The 26154-nt window shown below is 40.1% G+C and carries 18 protein-coding genes; all 18 read left to right on the top strand.

All coding sequences use genetic code 11. The features are described from left to right. The first annotated feature begins 7 nt into the window (after nt 1-7). The 18 genes from IE222_RS06985 (at nt 8) to IE222_RS06900 (ending at nt 26148) form a co-directional block, all read left to right on the top strand. Complete coding sequence (locus IE222_RS06985) at nt 8-3418, top strand: polysaccharide lyase family 8 super-sandwich domain-containing protein (protein ID WP_191271140.1); 3411 nt, start codon at nt 8-10, stop codon at nt 3416-3418. Between the two features lie 24 nt (nt 3419-3442). Next, nucleotides 3443-4855 carry a sulfatase family protein gene (locus tag IE222_RS06980; RefSeq protein WP_191271138.1) on the top strand — a complete coding sequence of 471 codons (1413 nt, stop codon included), beginning with the start codon at nt 3443-3445 and terminating at the stop codon, nt 4853-4855. Nucleotides 4856-4873: 18 nt separating this feature from the next. After that, nucleotides 4874-6073: a glycoside hydrolase family 88 protein gene (locus tag IE222_RS06975; RefSeq protein WP_191271136.1), complete on the top strand. Its 1200-nt coding sequence runs from the start codon at nt 4874-4876 to the stop codon at nt 6071-6073. 76 nt (nt 6074-6149) lie between these two features. Next, nucleotides 6150-6797 carry a YesL family protein gene (locus IE222_RS06970; RefSeq protein ID WP_191271134.1) on the top strand — a complete coding sequence of 216 codons (648 nt, stop codon included), beginning with the start codon at nt 6150-6152 and terminating at the stop codon, nt 6795-6797. A gap of 15 nt (nt 6798-6812) precedes the next feature. Continuing rightward, a complete protein-coding gene (locus IE222_RS06965; protein ID WP_191271132.1) occupies nt 6813-7229 on the top strand; it encodes a PTS sugar transporter subunit IIA in 417 nt (138 codons plus the stop codon). A 169-nt stretch (nt 7230-7398) separates the two neighbouring features. After that, nucleotides 7399-9072, top strand: a complete 1674-nt coding sequence (locus IE222_RS06960) for a heparinase II/III family protein (RefSeq protein WP_191271130.1) — start codon at nt 7399-7401, stop codon at nt 9070-9072. A 41-nt stretch (nt 9073-9113) separates the two neighbouring features. Then, on the top strand, nt 9114-9767 hold the full coding sequence (locus IE222_RS06955; protein WP_191271128.1) for a bifunctional 4-hydroxy-2-oxoglutarate aldolase/2-dehydro-3-deoxy-phosphogluconate aldolase: 654 nt from the start codon (nt 9114-9116) through the stop codon (nt 9765-9767). Then, the gene (locus IE222_RS06950; protein ID WP_191271126.1) at nt 9764-10777 is read left to right on the top strand and encodes a sugar kinase; all 1014 of its coding nucleotides are present in this window, start codon (nt 9764-9766) and stop codon (nt 10775-10777) included. Before IE222_RS06955 ends, IE222_RS06950 begins: the two co-directional genes overlap by 4 nt. Nucleotides 10778-10827: 50 nt before the next feature. Further along, nucleotides 10828-11658, top strand: coding sequence for a 5-dehydro-4-deoxy-D-glucuronate isomerase (gene kduI / locus IE222_RS06945; protein WP_191271124.1), 831 nt, complete (start codon nt 10828-10830; stop codon nt 11656-11658). Nucleotides 11659-11749: 91 nt separating this feature from the next. Further along, nucleotides 11750-12532, top strand: coding sequence for a 2-dehydro-3-deoxy-D-gluconate 5-dehydrogenase KduD (gene kduD / locus IE222_RS06940; RefSeq protein WP_191271122.1), 783 nt, complete (start codon nt 11750-11752; stop codon nt 12530-12532). Nucleotides 12533-12698: 166 nt separating this feature from the next. Next, the gene (locus IE222_RS06935) at nt 12699-14207 is read left to right on the top strand and encodes a sulfatase family protein (RefSeq protein ID WP_191271120.1); all 1509 of its coding nucleotides are present in this window, start codon (nt 12699-12701) and stop codon (nt 14205-14207) included. A gap of 388 nt (nt 14208-14595) precedes the next feature. Next, nucleotides 14596-16260, top strand: a complete 1665-nt coding sequence (locus IE222_RS06930) for a DUF4091 domain-containing protein (RefSeq protein ID WP_191271118.1) — start codon at nt 14596-14598, stop codon at nt 16258-16260. A 170-nt stretch (nt 16261-16430) separates the two neighbouring features. Further along, nucleotides 16431-17888 carry a sulfatase family protein gene (locus tag IE222_RS06925; protein ID WP_191271116.1) on the top strand — a complete coding sequence of 486 codons (1458 nt, stop codon included), beginning with the start codon at nt 16431-16433 and terminating at the stop codon, nt 17886-17888. A gap of 208 nt (nt 17889-18096) precedes the next feature. Then, nucleotides 18097-19668, top strand: a complete 1572-nt coding sequence (locus tag IE222_RS06920; protein ID WP_191271114.1) for a response regulator — start codon at nt 18097-18099, stop codon at nt 19666-19668. Nucleotides 19669-19686: 18 nt separating this feature from the next. Further along, nucleotides 19687-22431 (top strand): histidine kinase, encoded by a 2745-nt coding sequence (locus IE222_RS06915; protein WP_191271112.1) that lies wholly within the window; start codon nt 19687-19689, stop codon nt 22429-22431. Nucleotides 22432-22585: 154 nt separating this feature from the next. Beyond that, on the top strand, nt 22586-23536 hold the full coding sequence (locus tag IE222_RS06910; protein WP_191271110.1) for an ABC transporter permease: 951 nt from the start codon (nt 22586-22588) through the stop codon (nt 23534-23536). A gap of 15 nt (nt 23537-23551) precedes the next feature. Next, nucleotides 23552-24433, top strand: coding sequence for a carbohydrate ABC transporter permease (locus IE222_RS06905; protein WP_191271108.1), 882 nt, complete (start codon nt 23552-23554; stop codon nt 24431-24433). Between the two features lie 14 nt (nt 24434-24447). Continuing rightward, nucleotides 24448-26148, top strand: coding sequence for a type 2 periplasmic-binding domain-containing protein (locus IE222_RS06900; protein ID WP_191271106.1), 1701 nt, complete (start codon nt 24448-24450; stop codon nt 26146-26148). Nucleotides 26149-26154 lie beyond the last annotated feature (6 nt).

Here is a 26154-nt window from a genome sequence, read left to right as displayed (position 1 = left end):
AATAAAAATGAAGCTGATGCGAAAAAAGGGTTTATCCATTTTCATGATTTTGTCATTGATCTTAGCCATCACCGTAAACGTCCCATTAACCTTTGCTGAAGGAGAGATTCAATTATCGAATACAGGATTCGAGGAAACAGAAGCTCCGAAAAGCGGCTGGGATCAATTAGGGGCATCTAATTGGAGTGTGTGGAAACCAACTGGTAATCCGGTTGTATCTATTTCTAAAGATGCTAGCCGCACGGGTAATTTTGGACTGAAAATTTCGGCTGACCAGACAGCAAGGACAGCTGTATCCCAGGATGTCCCTGTACAAGGTGGAAAAACGTATCAGCTAAGCAGTTGGATTAAGACGAAGGATATTGTCAGCGGCCAAGGAGCACGAATGAGGGTAGTTTTATATGAAGGAACCCAACAGCTTGATTTATTATATTCCTCCCGATTAACCGGTACCCATGATTGGTCGGAAATCAAGATGAATGTAAAGACTCCGGCCAATGCCACAAGTATCAGGGTCCAGCTCTTTTTTGAAACAGGCACAGGCACTGCAATGTTTGATGATACAGCCTTTCAATTGACACAACCGGCTACGTCTATTGTTCTTGATGAGAAGGAGATAACGTTAAAGGAACAGGAATCAGCTCTATTACATGCAAAAATGACTCCAGTTAATGCTAGTTCAAAGCTTTCCTGGTTTTCAACCGATGATTCCGTTGCATTAGTGGATCAAAACGCTAATGTAACTGGGGTGAGTGAAGGTGAAGCGGTCATTTATGCTGCAACCGACAATGGGCATATGGACAGTGTCCTAGTAAAAGTGGCCAGGAATGAGGCGTTAGAAAGGCCCGTGTTCACGGAACTTGTCTTAAACCCTAAAAAGCTAAGCCTTGAAAAAGGTCAGCTCCGTCTGCTTCACGCTGAATTTGCTCCGCAAAATGCTGATTCAAAAAACTTAATTTGGCGGTCTTCAAATAATGATGTAGTTTCCGTTCAAAACGGCCTTATCGAAGCAAAATCACAAGGAACCGCTATTATTACAGTTGAAACAGCGGGTGGGCAATTAAAAAGTGAGAGCCAAATTATGGTGACAGATTCGGTGAAGGATGAATTTGATCAGCTGCGCATTAAATGGGAAAACCTTATGACTGGTCTTGATTCATTTGACCAATCTAATGAGCGAATGAATCAAATGATTAAGAGCCAGACGAAATCAGCGGAAGAACTTTGGAAAACGATGAATAAAAACAAGGACCGTTCCTATTTATGGATTAATTATTCTAGTACGGATGATTCAGCCGCTATTCGGGACAGCTATCGAAATATAACAACCATGGCTAAAGCGTTTGCTAATAAATACTCCACACTTTACCGTAATCCAAAGCTGCTCAAGGATATATCGGATGCCCTTGAGTGGTTGTATAATAACCGCTATAACGAAAGTATTAAACAGTATAGCAATTGGTGGCATTGGGAAATTGGTGTTCCCAACGAATTAAACAGCATAATGATTCTTTTATACGACTACCTGGATCAAGAAACAATTCAGCGTTACTTAAAGGCAGTAGACCACTTCCAGCCGGATCCAACAAAGTCAGGGGCCACCACCCCGGAAAATTATCGTGAGGCTTTAGGAGCTAACCGTATTGATGTAAGCAAGGTAGTAGGAATTCGCGGAGTGATTGTAAAGGATGCCAATAAGATTGCTGCGGCAAGGGATGCTTTAAGTCAGACCTTTGAAAATGTGACAGAGGGTGACGGTTTTTACGAAGATGGCTCGTTTGTACAGCATGAGAATATTGCCTATAACGGGTCATATGGAATTGTTTTAATTGAAGGTTTAACTGACATGCTGACACTGTTAAGTGATTCTACCTGGAAGGTAACTGACCCGAAGGTGAAGAATGTCTATAACTGGATTGAAGATGCTTATGAGCCATTTATGTATAAGGGCGCTTTAATGGATATGGTTAGAGGAAGAGCCATTTCACGTGATTTCCTTCAAGATCACCGGGCAGGCCAAACTATTCTCAAAAGTGTAATCCGGATGGCCCAGTTCGCACCGCAGCCTTATGCAGATAAATATAAGAGTATGGCAAAATATTGGCTTCAGGAAGACACGTATTTAGATTATTTTCAGAACGCTAATAACTTTACCGACATTACTTTAGCTAAGCAGCTTTTAGAAGACTCGAAGGTTACCCCGCGCGGTGATCTTGATTTTCACAAAACCTTTGCCGCAATGGACCGTGTGGTACACAGAAAACCAGGTTATGCCTTCGGTATTAGCATGTATTCTAATAGAATCCAAAACTATGAGGATATGAATAATGAAAACCGTAAGGGCTGGTATACCGGGGAAGGCATGACATATTTGTATAATGCAGATTTAGCTCAATACAGCGATAATTTCTGGCCAACTGTCGATCCTTATCGGATGCCTGGTACTACGGTAGATACAATGAAGAGGGCAGATGGAAGCGGCGAACATACCTCCAAAGAGTCATGGGTAGGAGGTTCGACGCTTAACAATATTGGCACAGCGGGGATGTCCTATAAGGCTTGGAACAGCAGCCTTTCCGCTAAAAAGTCCTGGTTTATGTTTGATAACGAAATTGTTGCGCTTGGTGCTGGTATTACCAGTATTGAGGCGCGCAATATTGAAACGATTGTAGAAAACAGAAAGATAAGAAACGATGGTTCAAATGAACTGATCATCAATGGGAAGAAGCCTGAACTAAAGAGCGGCATCCCCCTTTCTGTTGAAGCTAAATGGGCTTATCTTGAAGGAAACGTAGCCGGCTCGGATATAGGCTACTACTTCCCGGAAGGTAAATCTCTTGAAGTGAAAAAAGAGGAACGAACAGGCGCATGGAAGGATATTAATTATGGAGGTCCAACTGAGCTAATTAAGAGATCCTATGCAACGTTGTGGTTTGACCATGGTATTAAACCCGAAAATGACACGTATTCCTATGTTCTCTTACCAGGTTCCAATATGGCCCAGACCGAACAATACGCTGACAATCCGGAGATTAAGATCCTGAGAAATGATTCGGCCGTTCAAGCTGTGCAAGATGTAAAGCAAAACATCATTGGCGCTAATTTTTGGAATGATGAAAAGCAATCTGTTGGTCCGTTAACTGTTTATCAAAAAGCTTCGATTACGATGCAGGAGATTGATGGCATTCTTCACATGGCGGTATCAGATCCAACAATGGAAAACAAGGGATACATTGAAATTGAAATAGATGGCAAGGCCTTCAATGTTCTAGAAGCGGATGAAAATGTCATGGTTGAACAAACAAAGCCATCGATCAAGTTAAAGGTAAACACAGATCAATCCCATGGTAAAAGTTTCACCATTAAACTTAAAATGATTCCTAGTAAAAAAGGAAATAGTACACATTCAATGAGATAACACGATTTAAAGGAGAGGAACTTAATGGAGGGCACTCAGCGTCCCAACCTAATTTATATTTTTGCAGATCAGTGGCGTCGTCAGGCGGTAGGGTATGAGGGGGAAGACTGCGTTCAAACACCAAATATTGATGCTTTTGCGGATGAGAGCGTTGTGTTTTCACATGCTGTTACATGCTCTCCGTTATGCTCGCCACACCGGGCCTCCTTGCTGACGGGCCGCTACCCGATGAGCACGGGGGTGTATACAAATTGTAAAATAGGCGCTGATGTCATGCTGCGTCCTGAAGAAACTTGTATCAGTGATGTTCTCGTGGACGCTGGCTACCAGACAGGATATATAGGGAAATGGCATCTTGACCTGCCGGAACTTAATGTGACAGATCAGCCTGTATCCGGCGCAAAGGAGTGGGATGCCTTTACGCCCCCAGGACCAAAACGACATGGATTTCAATACTGGTATTCCTACGGTGCATGGGATGAGCATCTATCTCCCCATTATTGGAACAACAGCCCGAAAAAAATCAAAGTCAATAAATGGTCAGTGGAGCATGAAACCGACAAAGCTTTAAACTTTATGGAAAATCGCAATCGAGCAAAGCCATTTGCTTTATTTGTTTCGTGGAATCCACCGCATAGCCCGTTTGATCAAGTTCCAGATAAATATAAGCAGCTTTACAGCTTGGATCAAATGACGCTAAGGGAAAATGTAACTCAAAATATATTCCAGGTTCATACTGGGGAACCAGTTGAAGGCGGTATGGAAGAATTAAAAGAGAAACAACTCCATTATTTTGCTGCGATTTCTGGAATTGATGATCAATTTGGACGAATCCTGCAATTCCTCAAAGAGAACGGGTTTGAGGAGAATACGGTAGTAGTTCTCACCTCAGATCACGGGGAAATGATGGGGTCTCATGGGTTGATGGCGAAGCATGTCTGGTATGAGGAATCGATTGGTGTGCCATTCTGTATCCGCTGGCCAAAGGTGATTGCACCTAGGAGAACAGACCTCTTGCTAAATACGGTTGACATTATGCCCACATTGCTTCAATTTCTTCAACTGGATATACCGGATAGTGTAGAGGGGAGCGATTTATCAGACTATATTCTTGACCAGAATAGCGGTGGACCGGAAGCAGCCTTTATTGCTGCCTACCCTGGGCGTAAGGAAGCAATTGAGGCATTCAGAGATGCTGGACTGGATAATCGGGCGTATGGCTGGAGAGCGATTCGAACGCATCAATTTACCTATGTAATCCACCATGGTTATGCTCCAGGAGAACAATGCATTCGTTTACTCTATGACTTAACAAACGATAAATATCAGCTTCACCATGAAAATATAGAAAACCCGCAAGTACATCCAATCGCAAACGAATTAGAACGGCAGCTGCGATCATGGCTTAAAGAAATGAAAGATCCTTTTTTACTATAAAATCCGAGGTGATGTGACATGACGGTATATACAGTAAATGTAATCAAAGAGAAGATCGAAAATATAGAACGATTTGAGAAAACACCAGCAGTTGACAAGTCATTTGTAGAAAAAGCGATTCACCATGTTTTAGCAAAGATTGATCAAAGTCTTGACCTTTTCACAGACCTGTTTCCTGATTCTAACAGTGAAAATCTAGTCTATAAACCTATCAAAAATGTGGAATGGACCACGAGCTTTTGGACTGGAATGCTATGGCTGGCCTACGAATACACAGGGCATGAAAAATATCGGCTTGTAGCAGAAAAACAAATTCAGAGCTTTAAGGAAAGGCTCGAAAAACGGATTGAAGTAGACCATCATGATTTAGGGTTTTTGTATACCCTTTCCTGCGTTAGTGCCTATAAATTAACCGGAAATGAAGAGGCAAAGGAAATTGCTTTAAAGGCAGCTGATTTATTAATCACCAGATATTACGACAAGGCTGGAATTATCCAGGCATGGGGAAACTTAAATGACCCTAAGGAACGCGGAAGAATGATTATTGATTGTAATTTAAATCTCCCTTTACTTTACTGGGCATCAGAAGTGACCGGAAAACCAATCTATAAGGAAATTGCGGAGACACACGTATTACAAGCTGCTAAATATATAGTTAGACCGGACGCGTCTACCTACCATACTTACTACATGGACCCTGAGACAGGGGAACCATTATACGGAAACACCCGCCAAGGGTATTCTGATGATTCCTGCTGGGCACGCGGGCAGGCATGGGGGATCTATGGCTTTCCGTTAAGCTATCATTATACAAACAATTGGAGTTTAATCGAACTTGCTAAGAAGCTGACAAACTATTATTTAAATAGGCTGCCGGAAGACGAAATCTGTTATTGGGATTTAATCTTTACAGAAGGTGACGAAGAACGAGACAGCTCCGCAGCTGCCATTACCATTTGCGGGATGCTTGAAATGAGTAAATATATGCCGGTAACTGACCCGGAAAAGAGAATTTATGAAAATGCCGCTCTTAAGATGATTGAGTCTTTATATAATCACTATACAACAGATATTGAAGCACCTGCGAACGGTATTTTAATGCATGCGGTCTATTTCAAAGGCGGCGGCCGCGGCGTAGATGAGAGCTGTATCTGGGGCGACTATTACTACTTCGAAGCGTTAATCAGGCTAATAAAGGATTGGAAGATGTATTGGTAGAGAAAAAAGCTCCTTAAGAAACCTGCTTCATAAGGATCCTTTAAGGAAACAATGGGAAATGAAAGTGGTGGGAATAATGGATGGCAAACTTTATAAAACAATGGAATTCTGGATGAATATATTCTTGTTAAATATTCTTTGGCTGTTAATGTGTATTCCAATCGTCACCATTTTTCCTGCGACGACAGCCATGTTTGCCGTTTTAAGAGAGTGGAAAACACAACGCGATATTCGAGTATTTTCAGCTTATGTTCGATTTTTAAAAGAGAACTTTAAACAGAGCTTTCTCATTGGGGTAGTCTGGCTTATATTTACTGGTTTATTGTTGGGCGATTTGATTATCACCAATCAGTTGAATTCCAATCTAAAATATATTTTATTTTCATTTTTCTTTCTTTTAACTATTCTTTACTTATTTGTTTTCATTACGATTTTCCCTGTCATGGCTCATTATCAGGTTTCCTGGAAAGGTGCAATTAAGAATGCCTTCCTATTATCGATTGCCAAGCTGCATTATACCATTTTATCACTCATTATCATGGCTAGTGCTGTTCTCCTATGCTTTTATTTTCCGGGGGCTACACTTCTGAGCTTTAGTACCAGTGCTTTTCTGATTAATGCTTTGGTAAGCAGGGGGTTCCAGCAAGGAAATGAGGCTCAGACAGATGAACAAACAACTGGGATGAGCCTAAAGAAAATACATACATCAGCCGTTAGGTCATAGAAGGGAGATATGGTTATGTACCAGTTATTACTCATAGGTCATGGGAAGTTTCCTTCCGGTGTCCAATCTGCCCTTCATTATTTAATGGGGGAAAATCAGAATATATCCGTTCTTGAATTAGTGGATGGGATGACGCATATACAGTTTGAGGAAGAAATCGCAAAGTTTTTAAAAGACCATTCGCAGGTACTTGTGTTTGCAGATCTAACGGGGGGAGCACCTCATCAAATTGCAGCTCGAATCATTCTTGAATCACCATCACAGGAACATTTTCTTATTTCTGGGATGCCGCTGAGTGTCATAACGGAATTAACGATGAAGTTTCAATACCAAGAGGTCAAAAGCTTGGAAGCGCCAATGATCATTGAACAAACGCTTTCCGAGTGCAAAGACTTGATGGTCAATCTGGCAGTGGAAAGCCGGGGGATTTGAGGTGATGGCTGTGGAAATAACGAAAGTCAGAGAAAATTTAACAGCGTGTATGCAAGGCTATTCCTCCGACACTCAAAGGTCCTTCCTTAACGAAAACGTTCGGAAGGCTGTATATTTAAATGCTAATTTATTATGCTCAAATATTTTTGTATTTAAGAAGCCTTTAGATATGGAGGCATGTTATATTCCTTATTCCTTTAAGAAAATAAATTGGAACTGTGCAATGAATGCAGATGAAGAATGGATTTTTATGCTTAACAGACATGAGTACCTTCTGGACTTGGCGGAAGCCTACGCTGATTCACAGGATCAAAAATATTTAGATGGATGGAAGCGTCTGATATTTGATTGGTTGGAGCATAATCCATATGCTGAAGGAAAAATACACACATCATGGCGGACGATTGATACGGGAATAAGATGTGGAAGCTGGATGAAAAGTTTGGTGATTCTCCATCAATCATTACAGGATCAGGAGTTAGAAACGATTTTTTCCTCTTTAAGGGAGCAAATCATTTTTTTGAAGGATCATTATCTCGAACGATACACATTAAGCAATTGGGGAGTGCTGCAAATTTCTGGCATTCTGCAGGCAGTAATGGTATGTGAGGACCTGGTTCCAAAAGAAATAATTAATTGGGCTTGGGATGAGTTAAAACGTCAATCCGATATTCAGTTTTTCGCAGATGGAGTTCATTGGGAGCAATCGCCTTTGTATCATTTTGAAGTATTATTTGCGTTATTTGATGTGTACAAAAAAGCTCAAATCTTGGGCATTGCTTCGCCAGTTGACTTGGAAACAGTGATTCAAAAGGCGGCAGATGCTGCCTATTATATGATCTATCCAAATGGCTGTTTAGTTCCGCAGCATGACAGCGATTATGTATATGTAGATGCGGTATATGAAAAGCTGCAAACTTTCCGTAAGGCAAAACTGCCTGAACTGTTCAGCGGCAGTGAAAGCGGAAACTTTGTTTACAAAACGGAAGAGAATTTCGTTAGTTTATGGAATGGCTGGCATGGCAGCGGACACGGGCATGCCAGCCTAGGACATCTTAATATAATTCTTAATGGTGAGAGGGTTTTGTGTGATTCCGGAAGATTTACCTATCAAGAAGGACCATTGCGAAACTATCTAAAATCTGTCCATAGCCATAGCACGGTCATTGTTGATGAGCTTCCTTTCACATCAATTAAGGATTCCTGGTCATTTCACCAGCTAGGAAAGGTGGCAGGAAACAGAGTAAAGGAAACTAGTCGCTATATCGTAATGGAGAGTTCCTTCTATTATAATATCTATCTTGTTCAACGTACTGTCGTCATCTTAAAAGAGGAAAGCATTGTCACAGTGATCGATTGTGTCGACGGTGAAGGAATGCATACGATGAAAAGATATTTCCAATTAAATCCGGATATAAAGCCTGAGAAACAACAAGACGGCTGGAAGTTAACGGGCAAGAAGCAGGTGACGTATGCGTACTTTGATGACATCAAAAATACGTCAAGCCAAACAGGCCTTTCATCTGCTCAATATAATAGGCTGGCCAATCGAATAACGTTAGTAGATGAAAAGGAATCTGTTCATCATGGAGCAGGTTTTGCAATCTTTTCAGGGAAGCCATTAACGGTTACGCCAAATCAAGTAAAACAATGTGGAGCGGAGGAGTATCCGCCTAAGGAAAATTTTCTAAGTTTCAATCTAAAAACCGATGCTTCTGAATATGACATTTATTTTGTCGCCAATGAAACCAATAAAGGGGAAAGAATATATAAACACAACGATGAGTACTTCTATCACAGGCTTACCATTAGCGGAAACGGACAAAAAGAAATCATTTTATAAAAAAGTGCAGCATTCATTATTTTTAAAGGGAGAAAGCTGACATGGAAAAGCTGAAAGTTTTAAATAAAGTTACCGAATGTGGGGTTGTTGCTGTCGTCAGAGCCGACTCAAAAGAAGAGGCCATATTGATTTCGGATGCCTGTGTCAAAGGCGGAATATTGGCGATTGAAATTACCTTTACAATCCGAGATGCAGAGTCGGTCATAAAGGAATTAGCTGACCATTTTGCCAATCATTCGGAAGTTGTCATCGGAGCGGGAACGGTTCTTGATGATACAACAGCCCGAATGGCCATTCTAGCCGGCGCCAAATTTATTGTGAGCCCTTGTTTCGATAAACAGACCGCAAAGTTATGCCATTTATATCAAATTCCTTATATGCCGGGCTGCATGACCATAACTGAAATGAAGCATGCATTAGAGCATGGGGTTGATATCATTAAATTGTTTCCTGGTGACACATTGGGCCCAGGATTTGTAAAGGCAGTAAAAGCACCGCTGCCGCAGGTAAATGTTATGCCGACTGGCGGTGTAAACCTGGATAATGTCGAGCAATGGATCAAGAACGGCTGTGTCGCTGTCGGTGTAGGAGGGAACCTGATTGCCCCTGCCAAAACAGGCGAATATGAGAAAATCACCGAAAATGCCAGGCAGTATGTTCAAAGAGTCAATACCGCACGTGAGGGATTACAATGAAAAAAGTTGTCACGCTTGGAGAAATTATGCTGCGTTTATCGACACAGACAGGAGAACTGCTGAATCAGGCAAATGCTCTTTCAGTTCATTATGGCGGTGCCGAAGCAAATGTAGCAGTATCCTTAGCTCACTTTGGCTATCAAGCTTATTTTGTCAGTAAAGTTCCTGTTAATCCATTAGGGATTGCAGCTGAACGGCATCTAAAATCACACGGGGTCCATACCGAATTCCTGTTAAAGGGAGGAGAAAGGCTGGGAACTTATTACGTGGAAGCAGGTGTCGGCAATCGAAGCAGCCAGGTAACGTATGACCGAAAATACTCAAGTTTTTCACAGCTGCTAGCTGAAGAGATCAATATAGAGTCAATTTTAGAAGGGGCCTCTTTAATTCATATTACAGGGATCACGCTTGCTTTATCACCAGCGTTGCGAGAGTTAATTCTGCTTATCTTTAAAAAAGCGAAAGAAATGGGCGTTTTGGTCAGCTTTGATTTTAATTATCGTGCCAAGCTTTGGAGTCAACAGGAAGCATCTAACGCTATAAAACCATTAATGCCGTATATGGATATTTGCTTTTGCGGGGAATTGGATGCGGTACAGCTACTCGGGATAGTACCGGCTGACGGTTCATTACCGCAGGAAGAAAGATTAAAATACTATTATCAAAAAATCAAGGAACTGTATCCGAATATTAGATGGTTTAGTTCTACCTTTCGAACCGTCATTTCGGCTACTAGTAATAGACTGCAAGGCAACTTATTTATGAATGAGCAGCTATACCAATCAAAGGTTTACCAGCTTGAACCGATTGTGGAACGTATTGGAGGGGGTGATTCGTATGCAGCAGGAATTTTACGGGGCATCCTTGAGGAGCTCCCTGCTCGGCAAATCATTTCTTTTGCTACAGCTGCATCAGCTTTAAAACATACGATTCAAGGGGACTGTAATAGTTTTTCTAAAGAAGAAGTGATCCAGTTTGCTGAGAATGAATCGGGCGTTATTACACGATAAGTTTTTCTGAGCCTATATTTATAAACTATTTTAGAGGGAGAGATACAAACATGGAAACACGTTATGCACACCACCCGGAGGATATGAAAAAGTACACAACTGATGAATTGAGAAGGGAATTTCTAGTTGAAACTCTGTTTGAAGCTGGGCAGGTTCATTTAACCTATACACATGTCGATCGGATGATTTTTGGCGGAGTAACGCCTGCTGAACAGGAATTAACGATTAAGCTGGATAAAGAACTTGGCGTTGAATATTTTCTAGAACGCCGTGAGCTGGGCGTTATCAATATTGGTGGAGAAGGTTCGGTTGTTCTAGACGGGAAAGAATACGAAATGAAGCAGCGCGATGGTCTTTATGTTGGAAAAGGAACACGGGAAGTGCTGTTCCGATCGAAGAATGCGAATAACCCGGCTAAATTCTATATCAATTCTGCACCGGCACATCATACGTATCCAACTGTTAAAATTGATATTAAACAGATTGATCCGCTGCAGATGGGGTCGCCAGAAACATTAAACGAACGGAAAATCTATCAATATGTGCATCCTAATGTTTGTGAGAGCTGCCAGCTGCAAATGGGGTTAACGATGCTTGCACCGGGAAGTGTCTGGAATACAATGCCTTGCCATACGCATGAGCGCCGGATGGAGGTCTATTTATATTTTGATATGGAACCAGAAACCCGCGTTTTCCATTTCATGGGCAAGCCCGATGAAACAAGACATCTAGTCATGAAAAACGAGCAGGCAGCGATTTCACCAAGCTGGTCGATTCATACAGGAACAGCAACAAGCAACTACACTTTTATTTGGGGAATGTGTGGAGAAAATATTACGTATAGTGATATGGACCATGTAAAAATGGAAGATTTACGCTAATAAATTAAAGCAGAGCCCCGGAAAGCTAGACCATCATGCTGAAGGGGCTTGTTCACTTGAACAAGTTTACTATATTAGGAGGCATGAACAAATGAGTACAAATCTACGTTCATTTTCACTAGATTATTTCAACCTTAATGGGAAAATAGCCATCGTAACAGGAGCTAATAAAGGGTTAGGACAGGCTTATGCAGTTGCCCTTGCAAAAGCAGGAGCAGATCTTTTTATTGTTTCTAGAAGCGGTGATTGTGAGGAAACAAGACAATTAATTATGGAAGCTGGCAGGAGGGCAGAATGCTTTCAAGCGGATTTAAGTAATCGTAAGGAAGTAAAACAAGTAGCCGCCAAATGTGTTGAGGTGTTTGGAAAAATTGATATTTTAGTAAACAATGCGGGTACAATCCTTCGCTCTCCGCTAGTAGAGTATAGGGAAGAGGACTGGGATAAAGTCATGGAGGTAAACCTTAATTCGTTATATCTACTAAGCCAGGAAGCTGCCAAAGTAATGGTTGAACCAAGATCCGGAAAAATTATTAATATCGCCTCCATGCTTTCGTTCCAGGGAGGCAAGTTTGTACCGCCGTACACGGCCAGTAAGCATGCCGTTGCCGGCTTGACAAAGGCATTTGCCAATGAATTAGCTGAATATAATATTCAAATTAATGCGATTGCCCCGGGCTATATTGCCACCGATAATACAGCACCAATCCGGGCAGACGAAAAGCGTAATGCTGAAATTCTTTCTCGTATTCCAGCCAGACGCTGGGCAGATCCCTCTGATTTAATGGGAACGGTTGTATTTTTAGCAAGTAAAGCATCAGACTACATGAACGGTCATATAGTAGCAGTTGATGGAGGCTGGCTGGCAAGGTAGGTGGCTATAGGGAGGAAGGTAGAATAAGTTCTTATTTTTTTAGATGGAATCTTTATAGCAAAGAATAACTTTAATTGAACTCTACCCAAGTTCGAAGTAAAATGAGCTGTATAAGAAGAGTGAATCTTCATATTTATAGAAAATTAACCCGCCGAGGTGAATTCATATGAAAAAGCCAAACATATTGTTAATTACCAGTGATCAGCAGCATTTTGATACGATCGGGGCTTTTAATTCAGAAATCTCCACACCCAATCTTGACCGTCTGGTGAAAGAAGGAACAATTTTTCAGCGTGCTTATTGTCCCAACCCGACGTGTACTCCCTCAAGGTCATCCATTATTACAGGTACATACCCTAGCCAGCATGGGGCATGGACATTAGGGACAAAGCTCGGCGAAGACAAAGTAACAGTTGGCGATGTGTTAAGGGATAATGGTTACCGAACAGCCTTAGTCGGAAAAGCTCATTTTCAACCAGCACGGTCAACGGATGAATATCCGTCACTTGAATCTATGCCGCTTCTGCAGGATATTGATTTCTGGAAAGCTTACAATCAGTCATTCTATGGGTTTGAAAAAATCGAATTACTGCGCAACCATACCAATGAATATCTAGTTGGACAGCATTATGTGGCATGGCTTGAGGAAAAAGGATATACCGATTGGAAGCAATATTATATGCCGCCGGTCGGATCAATGGATCCCGATATTAAATATCGCTGGGATATTCCTGAAGAGTATCATTACAATACATTTATTGCGGAAAAAACGAATGAACTTTTAGATCATTATCACGAGCAGGAGGACAATTTCTTCCTATGGGCAAGCTTTCCTGACCCGCACCCGCCTTATTTGGCGCCAGAGCCCTGGGCTTCTATGTATGATCCTGATAAGTTAACCATTCCGGAAATTGCGCCAGGGGAGCATGAGAAAAATCCGCCTCATTTCCAAAAGACACAGGAAGCCAATCCTGATTTCTCAGACTTAATGGAAACGGGTTTTGGAATCCATGGCTATCATTCTCATCTTCTGCCTGAGGAGGACCGCAAAAAACTCGTTGCCAATTATTATGGAATGGTTAGTTTCATGGACAAATATATTGGTAAAATTCTAGATAAACTAGATGAATTGGAAATAGCAGATGATACACTGGTTGTGTTTACGACCGATCATGGGCATTTCTTTGGCCAGCACGGTCTGCAGCATAAAGGCGGGTTTCATTATGAAGATTTAATCAAGCTTCCATTTATTACTCGCTATCCGGGGAGAATTCCAGCTCGGAAACAGTCTGATGCCCTGCAATCGCTTGTTGATTTGGCTCCGACTTTCCTATCGTTTGCAGGTATCCCGATACCCAAAGTCATGTCCGGAGAAGACCAAAAAGAGGTATGGAGCGGTAACCAAGAGAATGCAAGGGATCATATCCTTTGTGAATTTCGCCATGAACCTACAACCATTCATCAAAAAACCTATGTAGATGACCGTTACAAAATAACAATTTACTATCAGCAGACCTACGGGGAGATTTTTGACCTGAAGGAAGATCCAAAAGAATTAAATAATCTATGGCATCATCCTGAATATCAAGGCTTGAAAAGCAAGCTCCTGTTAAAATATGCTTGGGCGGAATTACATAAAGAGCAGATGCCGATGCCGAGAATTTCCGGTGCGTAATTGAGGACCAGCTGAAATTTAGTTGACCAATGGAGTGCAGAAAAACCAGCCGCCTAGCATGAAGGAAAACTCCTAACAAAGTTATATTCATAAAAATGTCCTTCTACAATGAAGGACATTTTTAGTATCCTGGAAAGAGTGTCCACCCAGGGCGTACATTTGTCCACGAGTGGTGCCTGACACCAAATTAACTTTGATTTTTTCTCCTAATAAGGGAAAATATGCTTTATATCTTCGGTAAATTTTGGTACATTCAAATAAGTTTAAACTGTTTGAAAAATCCCTGCTTTGTAAGACCACAGAATTATGCAGGGTGATGTTATCTCTTTAGGGAAAATGGCTTCACTTGGGTAAACCAATTAAAAATAGTTGTTGGGGAGTGTATAAAATGACGGTTAGTAAGGTGTTTACGACAAGAAGTTTAAGTTCTTTAACTAAGGTTTTTCCGGATGTAGAATTGATGGAGAAACCTATCAATACAGGCTCTGCCCTTTTAAATGAAACCTATTCCTTTCAGGTTGCTTATAAAGGGTGTCAATTAATGAAACAGATTGTCGTAAAGGTATACTCGGATATAAAAGAGAAAGTAACTGTACGAACTGTGGGCTTAGTTCCATCAGAGCTTCCATGTTATCACGACCATGATGATATTATTTTGAGGTCCACTCCAGGTCTTTACCCTGACCCTCTTTATCCGATTGCTGATAAAGAGGGAATCGTTGCGTTTCCAGGACAATGGCGTTCCATTTGGGTCACAGTAAACGTGGATGAAGATACAGTTCCAGGCATCCATGATATAAAGATTGAATTTCAAACCAATAATGGTGAGGTTCTTGGAGAAGAAATATTCCAACTTGAGGTTATTCCTGCAAAACTCCCAGAGCAGACATTGATTCATACACAATGGTTTCATACGGATTGTATCGCAACCCTTTACGATGTGGAGGTTTTTAGTGAGGCCCATTGGGAGCGGATTGACCAATTTGTTAAAACGGCCGTTGACCATGGTATAAATATGATTTTAACACCGCTGTTTACGCCTCCGTTGGATACAGAGATTGGAGGTGAACGTCCAACCGTTCAGCTTGTCGGGGTAGAAAAATTGGGACAGCATTACAAATTCAATTTTGATAAGCTTGAAAGATGGATTGAGCTTTGCCGAACTCATGGCATTCAATACTTTGAATTCTCTCACTTATTTACACAGTGGGGGGCAAAACATGCTCCGAAAATAATGGGGTATGAACAGGGGGAATATAAACGTTTATTTGGCTGGGAGACAGATGCGGCTGGTGCGGAATACCAAGAGTTTCTTGGACAATTTTTGCCGGAGCTGGTTGCGTTTATTCAAAGCCATCATTTAGAGAAGCAAAGTTATTTTCACATATCAGATGAACCGAGCCTAGGGGATTTAGATTCTTACCAAAAAGCTAGTGAAACCATTCAGCAGTATTTAAAGGAGTTTCCGATAATTGATGCCCTATCAGATTACCCATTTTATGAAAAGGGATATGTGAAAAATCCAATACCGGCTAATAATCATATTGAGCCTTTTTTGGAAAACGGGGTGGATAATCTTTGGACGTATTATTGTTGTGCGCAATACAAGAAAGTGTCTAATCGTTTTTTCTCGATGCCTTCGTTTCGTAACCGTGTCCTTGGAATGCAATTGTATAAATTTAATATAGCTGGGTTTCTGCACTGGGGATATAACTTCTGGTATGCGCAGTATTCAAAGAAGCCGATTGACCCCTTTAAAAATACTGATGCAGATTATGCATTTGCGTCCGGAGATGCGTTCCTTGTCTATCCAGGAGAAAGCGGACCGATTGAGTCGATTAGGCTGGAAGTTTTGTATGAAGGCCTTCAAGATTTAAGAGCGCTGCGTCTGCTGGAAGAATATGCTGGTAAAGAGCGTGTGATAGAGCTATTGGAGGAAAACCTGGAGGAGAAGATTACTTTTAGTGAATATCCTCTTGATTTGGAATGGTATCTTCAGAAAAGAAGGCAGGTTAATAGCGAAATCAAAAAGTGGGTTTGTTCAAAAGTGTAGAATGGTTATTTATTGAACCATTATGATTAATAGGAAGCTCCTGCAAGGGAATTTAACTTTGCTATTTAGAAAAATTTCCCCTTGCTTGCGAGCTTCTATTAATTTGCTTTTTTTATAATTACTTTCACATTTGTATAAGAATAATAGTTTTTTGAAGGGGGAATTGAACTATGCCCAAGAAAAAACATATTTGGCTCATTACAACAGACCAGATGAGAGGCGATGCCATGGGATTTCTTAATTCCGCAGTAATCACGCCCAATCTGGATAAGCTTGCTGCCGAAGGGACGGTGTTTAGCAGCGCCTACTGTGCAAGTCCTGTCTGTACACCTTCGCGGGCGTCGATCTTTACGGGCCGATATCCCCAAGTTCATGGAGCCTGGAATATTGGGGTATCACTCAATGAGGATGAAGAGACATTGTGCGATCATCTAAAGCAAGCAGGCTATCGAACGGCGGGCGTAGGAAAAATGCACTTTAGGCAGCAGCTTAAGAATGGCTTCGGCCATGAAGCGGAGGAAGTGTCTATTCGTGACCGCGGCAGGGAAAGGGATGGCACGTATTATGGATTTGATGAACATCATATTTCTGAAGATAATATGATTGGAGAATATCTAGATGAAATCAGAAGCCGTGCCCCGGAAGCAGCTTCTCGTCTTAAAAGGGACTGGTACAGGTCAGACAATGCCGACGGTGACGTCTGGGAAAGTGAACTGCCCCTTGAACTTCACCAAACCCGCTGGATCGCCGATCATAGCATCCGGGTGATTGAAGAACACTCAAGTGAGCAGCCTTTGTTTTTATGGAGCAGCTTTGTTGATCCTCACCATCCGTTTAATGCACCGGAAGCCTTTGCCAAATTATATGAGGGCAAGGACGTTCCAATGCCGAAGGGCGATGCTTCTGATGGGCTGGGCCGTCCCGAGCATTTAAGGATTCAAAAGCTTGGAGGCTACTGGCCTGGGGGTGGAGGAGCCCACAGCCTGGACAAAAAACAAATGCAAAGGCTGGTTCGAAATTACTACGCGATGATTTCGTTTATTGATGAGGAAATTGGAAGGATCTTAAGAGCTTGGGAAGAAAAAGGGCTGAATGATGAATTGGTGATTGTCTTTACCAGCGATCATGGGGAGCTTTTGGGCGATCACGGTCTTTTATATAAGGGCCCTTGGTTTTATGAGGGATTGACACGGATACCGATGATTTTCAAAGGACCTGGTATCAAGCAAGGATTAATTACGGATGCACTTATAGAGCATGTTGATATTGTTCCGACGCTTCTTGATCTTACTGGCTGGGAGTCCATTCCCGAAGGTATCCATGGAATTTCACAACGGGAAGTTATTGAAGGAAATAGGGATTGTGTACGGGTGTCGGCGCTGACGGAATATGATGCACATGACCGCGGCATCCATGCAAAATGTTTGCGAACGAATCGATATAAGCTGGTAATTTTTGCTGATGAAGGCTATGGAGAGCTGTTTGATTTAGAAAAGGATCCTAATGAACGGAATAACCTTTTCTTTAATAAAGAATATCAGGAGATTAAATGTAAGATGATGGAAACGATGATTCATCGGCAAATGCAGGCTCAAGACCCACTGCCTGTTCGTAAAGCTCTGTGGTAGAGTGAAAAGCACAACCAGCTGGTTGTGTTTTTTTTTTCATTCTTGCTAGAAATCTCTGTGAATGGCATCATCTTGGACAATATTTTCTAAAAGTATAAATAGTAGCTATAATCTGACAAAATTTGTTTTTTTGATTATGCTAGTAATTTGTTACTATATACTATGAGAGATAAATCGCAATTTTCTAAGAAAAGGGCGGGGTGTGATAATGTACAAGATTATTATTGTTGATGATGAGAAAAATATTCGTGATCGACTGGCTCAATTTTTTCCATGGACTGAAGTGGGTTTCAAGGTGGCTGGTACTGCGGAAAACGGGACAGAAGCTCTGGAGTTAATCAAGCAGGAACGTCCACATGCCGTTTTGACAGACGTTCTGATGCCAGAAATGACAGGACTAGAGCTTGCTAAAGAGGCAGGAAAAGCATTTCCCGATATTAAAATGGTTATTCTTAGTGCTTATGATGATTTTAAATATGCCCAGGATGCTATTCAATATGGTGTAAAGGGTTACTTGTTGAAACCATTGATGAAAAATGATTTTTACGATTGTTTTACAAAACTAGCTGAACAAATAAGAGAAGACGAGGAAGTAAAAAAAGCCAGCCAGCAAAGCGAGAAATGGAATGCAGAGGAAGTAATGCTGCTGGATTTAATCAAAGGGAATAATGTGAACAGTTATACAAATAGATGGACGAGTGATTCCTTTAGAATCGCAATAATTTCTTTTGAAAGACTATTTAAAGAAGCTTCCACATTTTCGATGCGGCAAAGAATCACCGAATATGCTGCAGATTTTTGGAATCGCTATCAAACTCCTATTTTATTTTATGGAAATAGCCTTATTTTGTTAATCTCAGAACCAAAGTTTCTGACCAAAAAAGCATTAATGCCCGATATCAAGCTGTTTATTGATTCATTAGGTGAAAACTTAGGCAGTTTATTTAAAGATATACAAAGCTTTGCCGTTGGGGTTGGGAACCCGGCTCCGTTCAAGGAAATTTGCCGTTCCTATAATGAAGCTGTGTATGCTTATAGTTATAAATATTTCAATGATTATGAGACGGTTATTTTTTATGAGGACTTACCGATCAGTGATGATAAAGGGAACCAAAAGCCGCTGCAAAGCTTTATGCTAGACCATGTAAAGAATATGGAGCAGCAGCTAATGGAATCAATGAAGACAGGGGAGATAGCAATAGTAACCAATCTAGTAAATGGTTTCTTTGATGAATTAAAAAGATCTGGCCGATTGCAAATTGCCGATATTCGAAGTTCCTGTTCAGAATTGATGATTATTCTTATGTTTACTATGAAAGAAAAAGGTTTTTCTCTATCTTCCATTGATCATCAACAAGTATTAGGGAGAATATACGAGATTGATTCTTTAAAAGAATTAAAGAGATGGCTGACACAAATGTTAGAAGCGATTTCTTTTGATTTGCTCAATAAAGATGAGAGGGATTTGAACCGTTATGTTCAGATGGCGAAAGAATATGTAAAGGAAAATTATCAGGAAAGAATCACGCTCGAGGATATTTCTCAACGGTTGTTTTTACATCAAGCGTATTTTAGTGCCATCTTTAAGAAAGAAACAGGACAAAATTTTATCGATTACATCAATAAGGTAAGGGTTGAAAAAGCAGCACAGCTGCTAAGAAAAACGGATTATAAAATTAAGGTGATTTCCGATATGGTTGGATTCCAAAGTCATTCGTATTTTAATAAAGTATTTAAAAATGAAACAGGTGTTACTCCTGTTGTGTTCAGGAGACAGTAACCTTAGAGGAGATACACCATGAGGAAACAGAAGATACTTAATAAGACACAGTATTTCCATACCTTTTTATTACGCTTTTCAATAATAGCTGTGTTCGTTTTGCTGTTGCTGTTAAGCAGTATATATTATATGAAAATAAAAAACTTTATTGAAGAGAGGAAAGAATCATCTATCCAGTTAAGAATAGATCAGATTTCCTATGAGCTGCAAACAGAGTTTAATAAAGTATATGATACGATTGACAATTTAAAAACAAACGAAATTGTCATTCGCTATTTAGATGAATTGAGCGGTTCAGCACTGAGTCCCTCTGAGAAATACCACCAGCTTGGAAGTCTCGAAGACTACTTGTATACAATCAGGCAAAATAATAAGTTGATTGAAAATATCCTTATTATTACACCGAAAACACAATTTAGTTCCGATAGGAAATATATAGATTTCAAGTTTAATGGAATGAAGATAAAATCTGAAGTAGAAGGTAATTTTCATCTTATTAACAAAGGTGAGGCGAACAGAAGTATTGAGCTGCCAACAGCATCTAAGGGAGATAAGAATGATGCCTCTAAATTCAAAGATTTGAATAACAGCCTAATGTTTGGAACAAATATCACTTCTGCGGACGGGGTTAATAAAGGCGTTATTTTAGTCTTTATCAATCCCAAAAACTTAGATGATAATATCTTTTATGCTGACCAAATTGGAATATATGACCAAAATGGTCGAATATTTTTTAAAGGAAAAAGGGTTGACGAGGATATTCCGAAAAAAATGGCTGCATTTAAGCAAGCTGAAAAAGGATTATTTTTATCAAGGGGAGATACAGGGGTCTATTATTCAAGCATCCCCTATTATAATTTCCAGCTCATATATGAAGAACCATTAGGCTTTTATAAAAAGCAAATGGACCTTATGTGGAAAATGATTATTTTTACATTTCTTTGTTCGGCCTTGGCTGCTTATATTTTTTCTAGAATGGTAGGACGAAAAGTTTTGCGACCGCTTTATCGATTAATCGATTCGATGAAGGAGTATGAAGAGAGCCGGAATTATAGCAGTCTTCTGCAGGAGAAGAAAAATGATGGCATAAAAATGAGTTTGCGTGAGCGCTTCTTTTTTTATTTTGTCATAACGGTCTTGCTGCCGCTTTTGATATTTATGGTTGTTATCTACGTACAAACTTCCGAGCTTGTTTCAGGAGACTTACAGGAAAGCTATCATTCCGTTCATGAAAAAATGGCACGATTGATGAACAATGAAATTAACCAACGGGAGCTGCTGATGGCTCGAATTGCTTATAACAACAACATTCAGCATTACATGCTGGAGCATGATGCCGAAAGCATTGGTCAAGAGTTAATTGACAAAAAGCAATTTCTTGAATTAGGACGTAATAATATTAAAATTTACGACTTGTCAGGAAGGATTCTTTATACGAATACACAAACTCAAACGAGGCAATTGGATGCTGGTTTTATGAGAAATCTAGAGGGTTCGAGCCGGAAAATCAGCTATAAACTTGAAAGTGATCGATTTAATAATGCGATTATAGTGATTGGAATGCCTATCTTATCCCCATTAGATTATTCAAATATTGGCTACATTACAATCGATATTGAAAGCATTCAATTGGCAAAGCTTTATTCTGAATGGCAAAAAACAGGCCTTGAAATGCTTTTAGCTGATAAAAGAAACAGGATTTTATCACATCAGGACCCGCTTAAAATTGGCAAGATGTTTGACTCGAGGAAGAGCATGCATAAGGATAGTTCAAATTATCATGAATATAGTACGGAAATTACAGGCCTAGACTGGAAATTTATTTCGAAATACAATTATTCTAATAATCAAAAACAGGTTAACCAATTATTTATCAATGACTTCTATCTATTTTTTCTCATTATCATGCTGCTTCTGCTATTTGCGTATTGGATTTCGAAACGAATGCTGCGTCCTATCGGTCAATTAAATGCACTGTTCGATACTTTTGATCTAAAAGGGTCTCATCATAAAGTGGTTGAACGATTATCGGGAATTGATGAAGTGGATTCACTTACGCAAAAATTCACAAAAACGGTTGAGAGAATGGAAGAATTGATTCACGAAACCCTTTTAACGAATCAAGAACGAATTCAATTAAAATACGAAAAGCGCGAACTGCAGTTGAATGCTCTGCAGGCACAAATTAATCCGCACTTTTTATATAATACCCTGGATAATTTGATTTACCTAGTCGAAGCAAATGAAACGGATAAAGCGATTGAAATGATTGCTTCTTTAAGCAAGTTGTTTCGTTTTATCACCAACCGGGAACAAGTTATGATTAGTCTCCGCGATGAACTGGTGTACACGAAAACCTATGTGAAGATTATGTCTTATCGTTTTGACAACTTTGAATGCATCTGGGATGTCGATGACAATCTTTTGAATAATAAAACAGTCAAGCTTATTCTGCAGCCGGTGATTGAAAATGCTATTCACCATGGAGCGAGAAAAACAAAGAACATGGTCACAATCCAAATTTCATGCAAACTAAAGGCGGATCAGATTCATATCATTGTTAAAGATAATGCATCTGGAATTAAGGAAGAACAGCTGGCCGTCATAAAAAGTCAGCTGGCTTCAGCATCGCTGGATAAAGCCGGAATATACAATGTTAACGGCAGAATCAGGCTGCATTTCGGAGACAGATATGGGCTTGATATAGACAGTGTTTGGGGGGAGGGAACAGTGGTTACCATTATCCTTCCTGCTGTTTCCTAATATGAGGTTACTCTTAGAGTACCTCTATTTTTTTTTACTCTTCTTAAAATAGTGTTATTTTTCCTAAAGAAAGTGAAACTAAAAACGGATAATTTCTATTATTCTAAAAACAGGAAACGTTTTCAAGATACAACATAGAGGGGAGGATATTCAAATGCAAACAGCATTACAGAAGGCAGAGACAACACCTGAACGCAAAACGAAGGCCACTTGGGTACAGATGAAGAAGATGAAAGGTCTTTATTTCATGATGCTCATTCCAATGGTAATGCTATTTATATTCCACTACATTCCGATGTACGGGATATTAATTGCCTTTAAAAACTTTTCGCCTGGCTTGGGTATTTGGGATAGTCCGTGGAACAACTTTGAACACTTCAAAAGACTTTTTAGTGATTTCTTATTTTTAAGGGCATTGAAAAATACAATCGTGATCAGCTTATTAAAAATTGTGATTGTGTTCCCGGCACCAATTATTTTTGCCATCTTGTTAAATGAAATTAAGAATGAGAAATTTAAAAAGGTGACGCAATCGATATCCTATTTGCCGCATTTCATGTCTTGGGTTATTTTGTCGGCAATGGTGATTGAAGTGTTTTCTCCACAAAGGGGAATTATTAACTTTTTTATTACCCTCTTTGGAGGGGATCCAATCAATTTTATGGCGGACAAGACCTCTTTTGTCCCTATTCTAATCTTAACAGATATGTGGAAAGAAATTGGCTGGGGAGCGATTATTTATTTAGCTTCGATTGCCTCCATTGATCCGCAATTGTATGAAGCAGCGGAAATGGATGGTGCAGGCAGATTTCACAAGATGATTCACGTTACACTCCCTTCCATCATGCCGATGGTTATCATCATGTTTATTCTTAGACTGGGCAGTATTTTAAACGCTGGTTTTGATCAAATTCTTAACTTGTACAACCCGTTAGTCTATGAGGTTGCTGACATCATTGATACGTATGTCTATCGGAGCGGTTTGGAACAATTCCAATTTGACTATGCAACCGCCGTAGGATTATTTAAAAACGTTGTCGGAATCGTGCTCATCCTCACTGCGAATGCGATTATCCGTAGAAAAAGCGAACATGGAATTTGGTAGGAAGGGGGTTATTAAATGGGGCGTACGCGAAAAAAGCTGTCGTTATTTGATTTTCTTAATATGACGGGATACATTTTGTTCTCTCTTCTTGTGCTGTATCCTTTTTGGCAGACAATTGTCTTATCTTTCTCAGATGCCAATGCATCGTCAAGCCTTGGGGTCCATTTATGGCCAGATCGCTGGATTACAGATGCGTATGAATTTGTGTTTTCATACGGGAACGTGATGAAGGCATATGTAAATACGATTATTAGGACGGTTGCCGGCACGATTTTAATTGTCTCGTTTACGGTGCTTGCAGCCTATCCGCTTTCAAAAAAAGACCTGCCTTTCCGCAACTTTTTTACTATCTTTTTCTTGATTGCGATGTTTTTTTCTGGGGGAATGATTCCCGATTACTTGTTAATCAAAAATCTTGGATTGCTTGACAACAGCCTGTCACTGATTTTACCGTCAGCAGTGAATGTGTTCTTTATTATTATCATGCGGAATTATTTTATGACGATCGATAAAGGGATTGAGGAATCTGCGATTATTGACGGGGCAAATTATTTTCAAATTCTAACGAAAATTATTATTCCAATTTCAAAGCCGGTTATTGCCACTGTGGCACTTTGGGCAGCTGTGTATCATTGGAATGAATGGTTCCACGCCTTAGTTTATATCCAAAGTGACTCAAAAACTGTCTTACAAATTATTGTACGGGACATGCTGACGGCAATGGATCTAACACAAAATGCTCAAATGGGCGGCGGCGGCATGGCTAGTTCAAAATTGATGCTGAGCAATGTACGGGCAGCAACCGTAATTATCTCCATTGGTCCAATCGTACTAATCTATCCGTTTGTACAGAAATACTTTATTAAAGGAATCATGATCGGTTCATTAAAAGGGTAAAGGGGGAAGTATTGATGAATAAATATATAAAAGCATTATCATTAGCTGCCGTTTCTGGTGCACTGATTTTTACAGGGGCATGTTCGAATAAGGAGGCAAGTAACGAGTCAAAAAAGGTTGATGTCGCAAGCTTGCCTAAAGCAGGAGATTTCTCGAAAAAGCTTGATCTAAATCTATCAGGCTCTGTGACAAGAGGTAAGGTGGAAGATGGAAACTATGTTCAAAAGAGATTAGAAAAGCAATTTAATGTTAAAATTATCAATACTAAAGCGGATACATGGAATGCAGACCAAGTTAACTTAATGGTAGCATCTGGTGATCTTCCAGATACGTTTGCGTTTACTACAGGTGGTAAATCAGCGCAAGAGCTATATGATTCTGGATTAACAAGAACTATTCCGAAAGAGATGCTTGAAAAGTATGCACCACGCTATATGAAAATGTTATCTGAAAATCCTCCAGGGATAAAGATGAACTTAAAGGAAGGAACAGACAATGAATACTTACAATTAATCGGTCAATATGCTCATGTCGATGGTTTGGCTTGGGGTCCAACATTCCGACTTGATTGGCTGGAAAAATTGGGTATTAAACCTCCAGGTGAAATAAAGCAAGTAGGACCAAGCGGGGGCCGTGAAAAAATCTATTATACTGAGGGTGCCTACACACTTGAAGAAGTGGAAGAAATTTTAAAAGCATTTACTTTTAAAGATCCTGATGGAAATGGAAAGAACGACACATACGGACTTTCTCCTTACAACAATCAAATTCACTGGTCAGCTACATTAATGGGTGCATTTGGAATTGCTCCTGGGTATAATTTAATGGAAGATGGGAAATTAGTTACAACCGAGATTTCAAAAAAATATAAAGACTTTCTAAAATTAATGGCAAAATGGTACAAAATGGGGCTGATTGATCCGGAATTTACAACCCTTGATAATAATAAGAGCTGGGAAAAATATAAACAAGGAAAAATCGGCTACTACATTGCGCAGCCTTCTTATATTGCAATGGATGACTGGGCAAAAGGCCGTGCACCGCAAAACATCGTCGAAAATCCAAATTCTACCGCAAAATTGCTTGCAACAGCACCAGAGATCGGCAAGGACGGGCAGCAGGGAGAAGGAGCTTATATCCCTGTTGGAAATTTAGCGGATGCATTCTATGTTTCGAAGGATGTAACGGATGAAGAGTTGGCAAGAATTCTTCAAATCTTTGATTATATTAACTTTGATAATGATGCAAGATGGACATTATATGGTGAAGTTGGTGTGCATTCTGATTGGGAAGGTACACCGGAAAAGTCAGCTCTTAAAGTACGTCCGGAATATGCAGAGCAAGAAGGGAATTCAGGATTCTGGGCATACAACTTCCGTACGTATGATAAAGAAAGAGTATCATGGTTCCAATCTGAATATACGTCAAAGGTAAAAAACGAATTCTATGCTCGCGAAGATGTAAAAGAAAAAATGTTGATTCGTCCATATAAATGGGACCTTTTAAATGAAACGAAATTAAAAGATCTTTCAAAACGTTATGGTGGTCAACTTACAACCATTGTAGACGAATTTAGAATGAAAGCAATTGTTGGTGAAGTTGACATCGACAAAGAATGGGATAAATACGTTGAAAATTGGATGAATAACGGCGGAAGAGAAACTCTTGCTGAGTTAGAAAAAGCGCCAAAGGTTTCCGATTTAATGAAGAAATAATTTGCA

Origin of the sequence: Neobacillus kokaensis (genome assembly GCF_014656545.1) — a bacterium.
GTDB classification, from domain to species: domain Bacteria; phylum Bacillota; class Bacilli; order Bacillales; family Cytobacillaceae; genus Neobacillus; species Neobacillus kokaensis.
Note: the sequence above shows the minus strand (reverse complement) of the source record. Positions and strands in the feature narration are given on the sequence as shown.